Annotated in this window: 3 protein-coding genes; 2 read left to right on the top strand and 1 reads right to left on the bottom strand. The window is 69.2% G+C overall.

Going from position 1 to position 14712, the window contains the following annotated elements; all coding sequences use genetic code 11:
• The first annotated feature begins 132 nt into the window (after positions 1–132).
• Positions 133–2571 carry a PKD domain-containing protein gene (locus ACIP82_RS02725; RefSeq protein WP_400650095.1) on the top strand — a complete coding sequence of 813 codons (2439 nt, stop codon included), beginning with the start codon at positions 133–135 and terminating at the stop codon, positions 2569–2571.
• A 179-nt stretch (positions 2572–2750) separates the two neighbouring features.
• Here ACIP82_RS02725 and ACIP82_RS02720 read toward each other — a convergent pair whose 3' ends face one another.
• A complete protein-coding gene (locus tag ACIP82_RS02720; RefSeq protein ID WP_400650092.1) occupies positions 2751–7241 on the bottom strand; it encodes a LamG-like jellyroll fold domain-containing protein in 4491 nt (1496 codons plus the stop codon).
• 383 nt (positions 7242–7624) lie between these two features.
• Here ACIP82_RS02720 and ACIP82_RS02715 point away from each other — a divergent pair, with 383 nt between their 5' ends.
• On the top strand, positions 7625–14644 hold the full coding sequence (locus ACIP82_RS02715) for an RHS repeat-associated core domain-containing protein (RefSeq protein WP_400650090.1): 7020 nt from the start codon (positions 7625–7627) through the stop codon (positions 14642–14644).
• The last annotated feature ends 68 nt before the right edge of the window (positions 14645–14712 follow it).

Here is a 14712-nt window from a genome sequence, read left to right as displayed (position 1 = left end):
AAATGGGGCACCTCTGTGAAGGGTGTGCGGATGCCTCGTGGATACTGATTGCCAAGTCATGGGGATGGTTCGAATACTTGGCATCCCTAAGGCGATACAAAAGTCAGTACTTTAACTATGGGGGGATCAACTGTGTTCATTCGACGCCGCGTTGGCCTAGCCGTCGCCGTCGCGAGTTCGGCGATCGTCGGCATCACACTGCCGCCGGTCGCCCACGCCGAGGTCGCCGTTCTCTTCGTGGACAACGCTTCAACCGCGAACTGCTCAAATGCCGGTACCGGCACCCAGGCACAGCCGTACTGCACCATCCAGGCGGCCGCAGACGCCGCGCAGCCGGGGCAGACCGTCCAGATCGCGAACCACGAGTACCCGGAGCAGGTCACGGTCAAGCGCTCGGGCCTTCCGGGCAAGCCGATCACTTTCAAGGCCGACATCCCCTACCAGGTGCCGGCCACCAGCGTGGGCACCCGTTCCTGGAACGGGAACACGCCTCCCGCCCCGCACGGCTTCGTGCTCTCGGGCGTGCACGACATCACCGTGACGGGCCTGCAGATCATGGCCCCGCAGGAGGGCGTGCTCGTCCAGGACGCCGAGCGGATCGTGCTGGACCGCAACATCATCGCTGCCGGTGACCCCGTCTTCAACGGTGTCTCCTCCTACCCGCAGCCGACCCCCAACGTCCGGATCACCGGGAAGACCGCGGACACCACGGTGAGCCGCAACTCGATCTACTCCCCGGCCATGGTCGGCGTCGCCGTCGAAGCCGGTGTGACGGGGACGGTCGTCACCACCAACCAGGTGACCCGCAGCCGTGCCCAGGGCGTCGTGGTCACCGACGCCCCCGGAACGGTGGTGGCCAGCAACACCTTCGCGGACAACTGCCGCAGCGACATCGTGCTCGCCGGGAACTCCTCGGGGGCCTCGGTCGAGAACAACGTTCTCACGAAGCGCCGTTACGTCTTCTGCGCCGACCCGAGCCCGGTGACCGACCTGCTGTCGGTCTCGGCCGGCTCGACCGAGGGCACCAAGGCCGACTACAACGTGGTCGCGCCCGGGACGGGGGGTGTCGGCTACTCCTGGGGCGGTACGTCCTACCGGACCCCGGCCGAGTTCCGGGCCACCGGCCAGGGCGCGCACGACACCGACGTGGACCCGCAGATCGGCGGCGTCGCCGGCGACTACGTCCCCACCGCGGCCGAGGGTCTGACGGACGCCGCCGACGCATCGGCCCCCGGGATGCTGGCCACCGACTTCTACGGCAAGCCGCGTGCCGACCACCCGAAGATCGCCAACACCGGTACCGGTGTGGGCTACTACGACCGAGGCGCGGTCGAGCTCCAGGACACCATGGGCGTCACGCTGTCGTCGATGGTCTTCACCCGGGACAACCACCCGCTGAACGCGCAGTTCCAGGCCTGGTACAACGCGGGCTGGGCCCCGGCCGGCGCGAAGCTGGACTTCGGTGACGGCAGCGAGCCGATCTGGATCGAGGCCGGCTACCGCAGCTACGATCACGACTACCCGGCTGCCGGCACGTACACGGCGACGCTCACCGCGACCAGCGACACGGGTCTGACCCGCACGGCCACCAGCACGGTGACCCTCGCTCCGGTTCGGGAGATCAAGCCGGGCTTCTCGGTGGCCACCCCCGACCGGACCGTTGCCCGGGTCACGGTGACGGACAAGACCTCCAGCCCCTGGCCGGTCGCCGCGTACGTCTTCGACTTCGGTGACGGTACGCCGCAGGTGGTCAGTGAGGGCCGGGCCGCACCGACCGACATCAGCCACGACTACGGCGTCGCCGGGACGTACACCATCACCGAGACCGTCGCCGACGACCATGGTCGCTTGGCCACCACCTCGGTCCAGACCTATGTGGCCGGTCCCCTGCCCGGGGTGCCGTTCGCCGGTAACTTCGCCGGCCCCACCACGCACGTGGGGGTCTTCGACAACGGCCGCTGGAGCGCCAGCTCCCAGAAGGTGTCGAGCCCGGCGGGCATGACCTGGCAGTTCGGCGACCCGGGGGACATCCCCGTGGTCGGGGCCTGGGACAACGTCTGCCAGTGCCGACTGGGCATCTACCGCCCGAGCACCGGCACCTTCGCCCTGCAGCACGCCGACAAGTCCGTCTCCACCGTGCAGTTCGGTGAGCCGGGCGACCTCCCGGCGGTGGGCGCCTGGGACCACAACGGCCACGACCAGCTCGCCATCTACCGTCAGAGCACCGGCACCCTCGCCGTGCGCCACGACAACGGCACCGTGACCACCCTGCGCTTCGGTGAGCCGGGCGACCTCCCGGTCGTCGGTGACTGGGACGGCGTGCGCCACGCCCAGCTCGGCCTCTTCCGTCCCGGCCGGAACGCGGGCGACCCGAACCAGTTCATCCTGCGCCACGACGACGGCAGCGTCTCCACCGCCTACTACGGCGCCAAGGGTGACGTTCCGGTCGTCGGCGACTGGCTGGGCCGGGGCCGGACCACCTTCGGCGTCTTCCGCCCGAGCACCCACGTCTTCGCCCTCAGCAACGCCTACGGGGGCCAGGCCGACTCGGTGTTCACGATCTACGCCTGACCAGGTGTCGCACGGCCGGGGCGCGGGAAGTCCGCCGCCCCGGCCGTGCGGCGTCCGCAGGGCCTGTCGCCGCCACGACCCGTGCGGCGGCGGAGTCCGGCCGGTGACCATGGCCGTGGCCCCCTGCCGAGCCAAGCTCGGCAGGGGGCCACGGTGAGGATGCGGCGGATCAGAGGTGTCTACTTCGTCTGGGCCTCGAAGAACCAGCGCTGGTTGGGGTTGCCGTTGCACTGCCAGACGCCCAGTGCGGTGCCGTTCTGGTCCTTCCAGTCGGGGAGTTCGAGGCAGGTGCCGGAATCCGGGTTGTAGAGCGACCCGTCGTAGCGGCGCACCCACGTCTGCGCGGCGGCGTCGCCGCAGGGCTGGAACGTGACGGTGCTTCCCCAGCCCGCCGGCTTGTCCTTGGTACCGAGGCACCTGGTGGTGCCCGGGACCTGGATCTGGTTCGTGGCGGTCAGGGTGAAGTGCTGGGCGTCACCGTTGTAGCAGTCGTACAGGGCGGCGTTGGCGCCGATCGTGCCACCCCAGTTGTCGATGCACTTCCCGGCGTTGTAGACGCTGCGGATCTGGACCGTGGAAGAGGTCGTGGCCAGCGTGTTGGCCTGCTGGTCGGTCAGCGGGTACGGGTACACCCGGACGTCGCTGACGGCGCCGTTGAGCCTGCTGTCGGGGCCGGGGTACGTGGAGGTCGTCTCGCCGCCGATGTTCAGGCTGCCGTTGACCTTCCAGGCGGTCGGGACGTTGGTGACGCCGGCGGCCTTGCCGTTGACGAACAGGGTGGCGGTGCCGGTCCCCGCGTTGTATGTGCCGACCAGGTGGGTCCACACGCCCACCGAGGGCGCCTGCCGGTCGACGGCGGAGTAGTAGGCGCCGGTGTTGTAGGAGTCCGCCCCGGACATGACGAATGCCCACTTGCCGAGCATGGCCGAGTACTGCAGGTAGAACGGGCTGCGCTCGTTGCCGGCCATGGAGACGGCGGTCTGGTAGCCGTTGGTGTTGTTGAGCTTCACCCAGGCGGCGATGCTGTAGCTCTGCGTCGTGTCCAGCCCGGGCTTCTCGACGGTCGGGCCGACGGGGGCGGTCGAACGGTAGACCTTGGTGCCGTCGAAGGCGGTGGCCTTGTTGGCCACACCGTTGTGGTCGGTGGTGAGTGTGACGTTGTTGCTCGGGTACAGCTTGTTGGTGTCGCCGGTGTCACCGCTGGTGCGGCCGTCGAGTGCCCACCAGAGCGGGTTCACCGTGGTGTAGCCGATCGTCTGGGGGCCGACCTGCCAGGTGAAGCCGGCGTTGGGGGTGCCGGGGTTGGTGGTCTGGCCCCACCAGATGTCGATCCGGCCGTCGTTGCGCTTGCCCCACAGGGTCGGGAAGCCGCTGCCGGTGAGGTCGCCGTCGGAGCCGAGGGTCGGCCAGCCGTCGGTGGGGACTCCCCCGATCTTGGTTGTGGTCGCGATCCGGGTCAGCGTCGGCACTGTGAGGCTCTTGCCCGTGCCGTCGACGATGGGGTAGCCCTCCTGGGTGGTGGCGGTCACGGTGCCGGTGTCGAAGGTGTAGGCGAGGATGTCGCCCTGGCCGCCGTCCGGTGCTGCCTGCAGGTTGCGGGCCCACAGGCCGGGGTGGCCCTGCTTGGCCCAGTCGCCGGGGCTGATGAGCTCCTTGTCCTTCCAGCCGGAGGCTGCCAGCTGGACCGGCTTGCCGAGGGTGTTGTTCGCGGTGGCCGGGTAGTACCAGAGTGCGGCGTCCGTACCGTTGTTGGTGCTCTCGACGGTGAGCACGCCTGTTTTGTTTTTGAAGCTCAGCTTCGGATCGAGGTCGGCGTTCACCGGGTCACCGAGCGCGGCGACGCGCAGGGTCTTCGTCCAGTCGGTCGCGTTGTAGCCGGGCGTGGTGCGCCAGGAGCAGTTCTCCGTCGGCGACTGGACGCAGCCGGGCTTGAGGAGCTCCTGCTTCTTGTTGAGCCGGCCGACGGTGCCGTCGTTGCCGGGGTTCTGATAGATCCAGAGGTTGGCGTCGCCCGGGGCGTGCGCGAGGACGTCGTCCACGTTGTGGCCGCCGGTCAGCGTGCCACGGTGGGCGAGCTGGACGTTGGCCCAGCCCTGGTTCGTTGGGGCGTCCGTCGGCGCTGCCACGGCGGACACGGCCGGGCTTGTGGCCTTCGGGTTGCCGGGGGCGTTGAAAGCGCGAAGGTAGCCGGCCTCGTCGACGGCGAGGACATCGGGCGCGCTGTCACCGGTGAGGTCGCCGAAGGCGGGCGGCGGTCCGTCCGGGTTCCATGGGACGTAGAACGCGTACTGGGCGATCGGGGACCGGTTGCGGGCGTTGTCCATCACCTGGACGTACGCGATGTTGGTGCCCCAGTGCGTCGGCAGCACGTTGATGCCGCCCTGCGGGAGGTCGGAGCCGCAGGACCAGCCGGCGCCGGTGAGCTGCGGGTCCCAGGACCAGCGGGCGCAGATGACGCCGGAGGCGGTGCCGTTGTTCGGAGCCGGGTCGGCCGCGGTGAACGGGACGACGCCCCACTCGCCTGCGCGCTTCCTGGTGACCTGCCCGTTGCCGGACGGCGGGAACCGGTTCGCCAGGTCGGCCTCGGACAGCTGGGTGTAGACGTTGGGGACCGCCAGGGTCGGCGGAGTGAGGTCGATGCCGAAGCGGCAGGTGGGTGTCGCATTGGGGGACAGCCCGACCAGCTCGTCGCGCGCGTGGGCGCTCCAGCCGTAGACGTGGCCGTCCTTGACCACGCTGGGCGGGACCTGGAAGCTCGCGACCCCGCCGTTGGCGACCTCCGGCGAGTAGCCCTCGGCGACGTTCGGGGCACCAGGCAGCGAGTAGTCCCAGATGTGGGCCCAGGACTGGAGCGCGTTCTGTACCGGACTGTGCACGTTGACGTTCAACGAGACGTTGCCGTTGAAGTTGGCAGAGGAGTTCATCCAGGCCACCGACGAGCCGTCACAGCCCTGGTTGTCGGCCCACGGAACGGCCGTGTTGGGGACCGGCCAGGCGTTCGGGTTGGTGGGGGTGTCCGGGTAGCGGTCGTACTCGACGACGACGACCGGGTTGTAGGTCAGACGCTTGAAGGCGAGCTTGTTGCTCTCGTTGCCCGCGAAGAGGCCGAAGGTGAGCGTGTCCCGCGAGGGCGCGTAGTTCTGGTACGTGGAGGTCACGTCGTACTGGAACTCGCGGTTGTCGTGGCAGGCGGCGTCGCCCGAGCCCGCCACGTCGGCGCGTCCGACGCGCCCGCCGACGGTGCCGGGCGGATTGTTCCAGGTGGTCCCGTTGTTGATGGGATCGGTGAGGTACAGGTCCACCGGGTAGGTGGTGGTGCAGGAGAAGTCCGAGGACTCGTACTCCCAGACCGACATGGTGGCCTTGTGGATGACGATGTCGTTGTACCAGCGGGTGTCGAACTGGAAGTAGGAGCGTTCGATGCCGGTCTTGGCCAGGTACCCCTGATAGCCGACCCCGGGCCGGGCGTACTGGCCGTCGGTGCTGGTGGTCTTCAGGAAGTTCGGCGTGGTCGGGTACGCCTGCTGGGTCCAGGTCCAGGCGTTGCCCTCCCGGCGGTCCGGAATCCAGTTCGGGTCGATGAACCAGGGGCCCTGACCCTTGCCGAGCACGGACTGATCGGTGGTCAGCTCGATGCCGTCGGCGCTCACCGTGGTGGGCATGGCGGCGACCTTGGCACCCGCGCCCGGGCCGGCCGCGCTGCTGGGCTGAGTGGACTTCTGCGGTGCGCCGCCGGAGGGTTCGGTGCCGTCCTGCGCGGGCGCGGCCTGCGCGGACTTCCCGGCCGGGGCGGCCGGGGACTTGGCCGCCGGGGAGGTCGCCGTGCCGGAGCTGTCCCACATCTGCGGTGCGGGCGCGTGCCAGCGGACGGTGCCGTCCTCGGCGGTGGCGGTGAGGTTGTTCGAGGCGTCGGTCTGGACGGTGACGCCCTTGGTGGTGGTGCCGAAGCGGATCTTCTGAAGCTTCGGGTTCGCCGCTGCCTCGGGCGTCTTGACGATCAGGACGGTGCTGAGGCCGCCGGCCTTGGTGACGGTGGCCTTGAGATCGACGCCGGGGGCGACCTCGGGGTAGACCAGGCCGTCGCCGTCCTCGTCGACGGCCGGAGTGGTGAGCGGGAACGGTGAGTCGATGCTGAGCGTCTCGCCGTCGGACCCGGTCAGGGTGCCCAGGGGGCCGGGGCCGCCGGCGGACAGGTGCACGTCGGCGGCGGCGGCCCTGGGACGGTAGCCGCCGCTCTGGTCCGGCACCAGGGTGGCGTCGAGGGCGGCCCAGCCGCCGTCCTGCTTGACCCGCTGCTGTTCGGGGTGCTCGGTGCGGGAGAGGTGGCCCTCGGGGGTGGCGACGGTCTCGCTGAACTCGTCGGTCAGTTCCGGGACGGGTACCGGCTTTCCGGTCGCCTTCGCCCGGGCGAGCGCCTTGTCGGTGGCGGAGGTGGCGGCGGGCTTCTCCTTGGTGCGCTCGGCGTCGGCGGCGGCCATGGTCTCGGCCAGGCTCGCTGACGAGGCTGCCGAGGGAGCGGCGGGTGTGGTGGGCCCGGTGTCGGCGAAGGCGGCCGGAACCACGGAGGTCAGGGCCAGGACGAGGCCGACGGCGGTGGCGGATGCGCGCCGGGAAGGGCGTCTTGGACGGTGACGCACGCCGGAGCGGGCGTCGGGCGGAGCGGCAGGCATGGTGAGTCCCCCCACGAAGGTGATGGTCCGGGCTGCGCATGGGAAATCTGTGGAGATCACGCGCACGGGTCCCCAGCAAGCTGCCGGATGTGTAAACGGTTCGTCAACCCTTCTGGTCGACAGCCATGTCCCGCTTTGGGGACGGCCGAACCATTTGGCACGGGCGTGACATCGATCACCCTGGCGATAGGTCGACAATCCGCTCGACTTGAGGCCCCCGGACGCTCTACCCTCCGCCAAAGTCGCCTGTTCGCAGTCAATCTGACGTACGATCACCTGGGGGGGTATCGGTGTTTGCTCATCGTGTTCAAAGGGTCCGAATTGCGGGGAGGGAAGGTCCTCCGTCGGAACGGCGGAGATCCCGTGTCGCTTTTGTGGCGTCCATGGCAATCCTGGCTGCTCTGTTGTCGCCGATCGCTCCGGCGTTCGCCGCGCCGTCGGCGGACGCGGACCAGGACAGGATCTGGACGCCGCCGAATACGCCGTTGCCGAAGACGGCTTCGGTGCCGGGCACGGCCGAGACTCCGAAGTCCGTTCCGGCGGCGACCGGTTCTCCGAACTGGGTGCCGCCGAACGCCCCGGTCCAGGCGTCGCACGGCACCGCGACGACGGTGCTGGAGGCGGCTCCCGCTGCCGGTAGTACGGTGACGCGGAAGGACGCGGGCGGTGCCGACGTGAGGGAGCCCGCCGCCGGCGCGTCGAAGCGTGCCGGGGACCTGCCGGTCTGGCTGGCCCCGGTCGCTCCGGATGCGCCCGCGAAGGCCGCGGAGGAGGGTGCTCCCGTCCAGGATCCCGCCGCACCGGCCGTCGCACCCGTTCGCGTGGACGTGGCCGATGCCAAGGCGGCCGCCGCTGTCGGCGTTCGGGGCGTGCTGCTCGCGCTGTCCAGGAGTGACCAGGCGGACGTGGCCAGGGTTCGCGTCGGTGTGGACCTCGGCGCGGTGGGCTTCGGCGGTGACTTCGCCGAACGCTCGCACCTGGTCGCACTGCCCGCCTGTTCACTCACCACCCCGGAGGTGGCCGGCTGTCTGGTCCGGACCCCGGTCGCGTCGCACTACGACGCCCAGGCCAAGAAGCTCGTCGCCGATGTGGAACTTCCGGCGGTGGAGGGGCTGGCGGCAGGGCAGCGTGCCCGGGCGAAGTCTGCGGACCTCGTCCCGTCGGCCGCTCCGGCGTCGGCGGTCCAGGCACCGACGGTCCTGGCGCTGGAGGGTACGGTCTCCAGCGGTACAGGTACGTACAGCGCCACCTCGCTCTCGTCGAGCCAGGCGTGGACGGCCGGCAGTTCGTCCGGCTCGTTCAGCTACAGCTACCCGATCCAGTCCCCGCCGACCCTGGGCGGTGCCGCGCCGCAGGTCGCCCTGGGCTACGACTCCGCCTCGGTGGACGGCAGGACGGCCTCGACCAACGCGCAGGCGTCCTGGATCGGTGACGGCTGGGACCTCAACTCCGGCTTCGTCGAGCGGTCCTACAGGCCGTGCGACAAGGCCGGGATCGCCGGTTCCGGGGACCAGTGCTGGGGTGGCGCGAACCTGACGCTGTCACTCGACGGGCACTCAAGCGAGCTTGTACCCCACGACGCCTCCTGCGTCGGCGGATCCGTCACCGACGAGCAGTCCAAGTGCACCTGGCGGCTGAAGAAAGACGACGGCACCAAGGTCGAGTTCCTGACCGGCGCCGCCAACGGCACCTGGAACGGTTCGTACCTGAAGGCCACCGACACCTCGGGCACCGCCTACTACTTCGGCCTCAACCAGTTGCCGTCGGCCTCCGGCGCCCCGGGAAAGACGGGGCCCGAGAGCAAGTCGGCCTGGACGGTACCGGTCTACTCGCCGAACGTCGGCGACCCCTGCTACGACACGGCCAAGGGCAAGGGCTCCTGGTGTCAGATGGCCTGGCGGTGGAACCTCGACTACATCGTCGACGTACACGGCAATCTGACCACCTACGGTTACGCGCCCGAGGTCAACTGGTACGCGCGCGGTGGCGGCCAGAACCCCGGCTCGGGGGTGAACACCCTCTACACCCGTGGCGGTGTGCTCGCCTCGATCGGCTACGGCCAGCTGCTGTCCGACCAGTTGGGCGCGGGCGGCACCTATCTGCCCGCATCGAAGATCGACTTCGACTCGGGTGAGCGGTGCCTCGCCGGCACGGCGGCCTGCGATCCGTCGCAGCGGACCGCGGCGAACGCCTCGAACTGGCCGGACGTTCCGCTGGACAAGCAGTGCGCCGAGCAGGGCACCTGTTCCAGCACCGGTCCGAGCTACTGGTCGACGAAGTGGCTGAACACCATCACCACGTCGGTCCGCTCCGGCGGACCGTTCCGCCCGGTGGATCGCTACGAGCTCACCCATGCCTTCAAGTCGCCGGGGAACTCGACCGAGAACACGAAGATCCCGTGGCTGGAGAGCGTGCGGCGGATCGGTAAGGACACGTTCAACGGCCCGGACGACAAGGACCTGCCGGAGGTCGTCTTCGCCAGTGCGATGCTGCCGAACCGGGTCGACGGCCTGGTGCCGGCGCGGCCGCGGTACAACCGTCCGCGGATCGAGGTGATCACCACCGAGACCGGTGGCACCGTCACCGTCGGGTACGCGAGGGAGTCGTGCTCGCGGACCGAGGGCAGGATGCCGTCCTCGGCCGACGCCAACTCGATGAGCTGCTACAACGTGAAGTGGTACGACACGGCGGTGAAGGCGACCGTCGACGACTGGTTCCTGCGCTACCCGGTGCAGTCGATCACCGTGGACCCGAACGGCAACCTGGTTCAGGGCTCGGTGGCGCAGGTCACCAGCTACACCTACGGTCCCGCCGCGTGGCACCGCAACGACGGCGCGCTGACGGAGTCCGACTACCGGACCTGGGACCAGTTCCGCGGCTACGCGAGTGTGACCGCGGTGACCGGATCCGGTACGGACGGCGCCCGGTCGAAGACGTCGACCAGCTACTACCAGGGCATGGACGGCGACTTCAAGGCGAACAACCTGGCGAAGGCGGCGACGGTGGCCGGCCCGACCAGCGGGCCCAAGGCCGACAGCGACTGGCTGTCGGGCCGGGTGCTGGAGACGGACGTGTACGCCGACGCCGACGCCACGACGCCGACCTCGTCGACGGTCAACACCAGTTCCGGCGAGTTCTCGACCGCTACGCACAAGCGCACGAACCTGCCGGACCTGGAGGCCCGTTATGCGGCCACCACCTCCACCAGCGTCAGCACGGTGAAGACCACCGGCGGCACTCGCAGCATGACGACCGTCACCAAGAGCGACAAGGACCACAACAACCGGATCACCAGCTCGCTCAGTACCGCCGACGGCACGCCTGACGTGTGTGCGCGCACCGAGTACGCCGCCGGTGCCAACCCGCAGATGACGGGGCTGGTCAAAGAGGTCCTGACCGTCTCCGGTGCGAACGCCTGCCTGGCCACGGCCACGGCGGCGAACACGGTATCCGGCGCGCGGACGCTCTACGACGGGGTGGCGTTCGGCAGCGCCGGTGCCAAGGGCGAGGCGAGCGGCACGCAGGTGCTCGACCGCTACGACGCCTCCGGCGCGGCCCAGTACGTGACCACCGGTGCCACCACCTACGACGCCTACGGGCGGGTGACCAGTGCCACCGACCCGACCGTCACCGACAGTACGAACCCGAACGGCGCCGTGGTGACCACCGCGTACGGCTCGGCGAACGCGGGTGAGCTGCCCAACCAGACGGTGACCGGGACTCCGGCCCCGGCGGGCGCGCCGGACGCGGGCGCCAAGCGCACCACCACGGTGACGCTGGACCCGGCCCGCGGCCTTCCGGTCACGACGACCGACCCGAACGGCCGTAAGGTCACCCAGTCCTACGACTCACTGGGCCGGTTGAAGGCGGTGTGGACGCCCGGTCGTGACACCGCCCTGAGTGCCAACTTCACTTTCGACTACCAGGTGAAGGGCACCACCGCGCCGTCGGCGATCATCAGTAACAGCCTGCGGCCCAGCGGCTCGTACTCCGTGGCAACGCAGATCATGGACGGCCTCGGCCGGGTGATCCAGACGCAGGGCCAGCCGGCGGTGTCCGCCTACCACGGGCGCATGGTCGCGGACACGTTCTACGACTCGCAGGGCCGCGCCAACCAGGCCTACAACACCTACTACGAGGACACCACCGGCCCCGGCACGGTGCGCTGGCGGCCCGACGGCGCGATGGTCCCCAACCGGAGCGTGACGCTCTTCGACGGCATGGGCCGCCCGACGAGCACCCGGTTCATCGCCCTGGGCGTGCTGCAGAACACGACAACCACGGCCTACCCGGGTGCGGACCGGGTCGACGTGACCCCGCCGGCCGGGTCCACCGCGACCAGCACCGTCACCGACGGCCGCGGCCGCACCGCGCAGCTGTGGCAGTACCGGACGCCGACCGCGACCGGCAACCCCGCCGACGCCGACGTCACCACGTACACCTACACGCCGGGTGGCCAGCCGGCGACCCGGGTGGACGCGGCGGGCAACTCCTGGAGCTACGGCTACGACCAGCGCGGCCGTCAGGTCCGTGCGGACGACCCGGACACGGGTGTGTCGACCCGTTCCTACGACGGTGCGGGCCGGCTTGCGGCCACGACGGACGCGCGTGGTCAGAGCGTGGCGTTCAGCTACGACCTGCTCGGCCGCAAGACCGGTACGTACAACGGCAGCGTGAGCCCCGCCAACCAGCTCACCGGCTACACCTACGACACCGTGGCCAAGGGCCAGCCGGCCGGCTCGACCCGGTACGTCGGCGGTGCGAGCGGCGCGGCCTACACCAAGGCCGTCACCGAACTGGACACCGCCTACCGGCCGACGAAGACCACCGTCTCGATCCCCGGCAGCGAGATCGGTAAGACCGGCCAGGTCGTTTTCAACTACTCGGCCGCCTACAACCCGATCAGCGGTGCGATGGTCTCCGAGGGCCGCGCCGCCGCCGGCGACCTCGCCGACGAGTACCTGACCTACAACTACGAGGACTACGGCCTGCTGAACGACATGGGCGGCGCCGGCATCACCTACCTGCGCCAGGCCGACTGGGACGCCTACGGGCGCAACATCCGCTCCACGGTCAACCCGTGGGGCACCCAGATTGTGGCGACCAACACCTACGACGAGCCGACCGGCCGCCTGCTGACCCAGTACATCGACAAGCAGACCGCGACCACCGGCAGCGTCCAGAACACCGCCTACGCCTACAACCAGGCCGGCCAGATCACCGCGCTCAGGTCGGTCCCGAACAACACCCCGTCCGCGACCGACCTGCAGTGCTTCAGCTACGACTACCTGGGCCGCCTCACCACCGCGTGGAGCGACACCGGGCAGCTCAACCAGCCCACGCCCACCAGGGCCGGGCAGGGCGCCTGTGCGAACGGCACGCCCACCAGCGGCGCCGTCGCCCCGGCGAAGACCACCGTCGGCGGCAGCGCGGTCTACTGGCAGGAGTACACCTACGACTCGACCGGCAACCGCACCAAGCTCGTCAACCGCGACCCGGCCGGTGACCCGGCCAAGGACGTGCGCACGGACCAGACCTTCCCCGCCCCCGGCACCCGCAACACCCCGACCACCGCGGCCGGCACGGGTGGCGGCACCGGCGGCCCCCACGCCCTGACCACCAGTAAGTACACCTTCGGCTGGAGCCCGGGAGCGCAGGGCACCGACGAGTACGACGCGGCCGGCAACACCACGAAGATCGCCAATCCCGGTGGCAACAAGGAACTCAAGGCCGGATTCGTTCTCAAGTCCGGGGAGTCGGTGCGTTCCAACAGTGTCCAGCTCTCCATGCAGACCGACGGCAACCTGGTCCTCACCTCGCTGCGCACCGGCCTGGCCCTGTGGTCGAGCAGCACCCAGAACCATCCGGGGGCCTGGGCGACCATGCAGGACGACGGCAACTTCGTGGTCTACGACCCGCAGCGCGTCTCGCTCTGGTCGTCCAAGACCGCCGTCGGCGCCAACAGCGGCTACTTCGCGGTGGTCCAGGACGACGGCAAGTTCATGGTCTACGCGCCCGGCTGGCAGTCCAAGTGGGACTCAGCCACCTGGAACGCCACCGACGCTGCCAACGGTGCCACTCTGACCTGGGACGTCGAGGGCAAGCTCGCCTCCCTTGCCCAGGGTTCCGCCACCACCACCTACGTCTACGACGCAGACGGTAACCAGCTCGTGCGCCGAAACCCGGGCAAGGTCACGGTCAACCTCGGTGGCGGTGACGAACTCACCTACGACACCAACACCAGGACCAGTACCGGCGCCCGTTACTACACCATCCCCGGCGGCATCACCCTGGTCCGCCAGGGCCCGACCAAGCTCACCTACCAGTTCTCCGACCACCACGGCACCAACAGCCTGTCCATCGACTCCGCGACCACCAACGAGTCCCGCCGCAGCACCGACCCCTTCGGCGCCCCCCGCGGCCCCGGCTCCCGCACCACCCCGTGGGCGGGCGACAAGGGCTACGTCGGCGGTCTCAAGGACGACGTCACCGGCTTCACCAACCTCGGCGCCCGCCAGTACCAGCCGAGTACGGGACGCTTCCTGGGTACGGACCCGGTGCTGCTGAAGATGGACCCGCAGCAGTGGAACGGATACGCCTACGGCAACAACAATCCCGTCAACGTCACGGACCCGAGTGGCCTCTGCCGGGCCGATATCTGCGGCGTCGGCACTCCGATCGGCGGCACTGGCAGCGGCCCTGACAATCCGGTCCGTTTCGTTGAGACGGGCCCGACCGACCCGGACACTCCGTCTGCGGGGAGTGTGTACAAGGGCCAGCCCGTCGGGGGGCAGCGCATGAAGAGTACGGTTCCCTCGCCGTCCTGCGATCGGTGCGGTCGGCTGTCCGTACTCCCGGAAAATGCAATAAAGGCCATGCCTCCGGGCGGGGACGACGTCAAGGGGAGCACGACCGAGATGATCGCCGACAAGACAGAGATCAACTATGAGGTCTCTTCCGGGTTCAAGGTTTCGCCGCAGGACGACGAGCTCCTCTTCCAGGAGAAAGACACACGCTCAAAGCAGAGGACTTCGCAGTTCACCAAGAAGCTGGGTCTGTCCGGTTCACACAAAATCAGTGTAGGCGCGGAGATCCCGGGGGTTCTTTCCGGTGGCAGTGAGTTCACCATCTCGTTGAATGGCGAACTCACGTGGCAGGACACCGACCAAACCACAGACTCGACCGAGCGAGGCGTGGCCGGTCACCTGAAGGTCAAGGCCGGCCAGGGCTATGGCTACTCCCCGGTGGGGACGACCACCATCTACAGGACCACCTATGTACACGCGGATGGCAGTGTGACGACCAAGGAATGGGGAACGTATGACATCAAAAGTTGGGTTCTGGTTGCCTATAACCGGACGCCGATCGAGATGATGGATGAGAATTCCAGTCTGGGCCACTGACAGGGGAAGGTCTGATGAACTACAGCTCGGCAGTCCGGTGCACGGTCCGTGCCGCCCTTCTCGTCCTA

This window comes from Kitasatospora sp. NPDC088548 (assembly GCF_044753005.1).
GTDB lineage: Bacteria > Actinomycetota > Actinomycetes > Streptomycetales > Streptomycetaceae > Kitasatospora.
Note: the sequence above shows the minus strand (reverse complement) of the source record. Positions and strands in the feature narration are given on the sequence as shown.

What these genes read in the sequence shown, in the direction of transcription:
- ACIP82_RS02720 (WP_400650092.1), bottom strand. Translation starts at nt 7,241, where the DNA reads ATGCCTGCCGCTCCGCCCGACGCCCGCTCCGGCGTGCGTCACCGTCCA.
- ACIP82_RS02715 (WP_400650090.1), top strand. Translation starts at nt 7,625, where the DNA reads ATGGCAATCCTGGCTGCTCTGTTGTCGCCGATCGCTCCGGCGTTCGCC.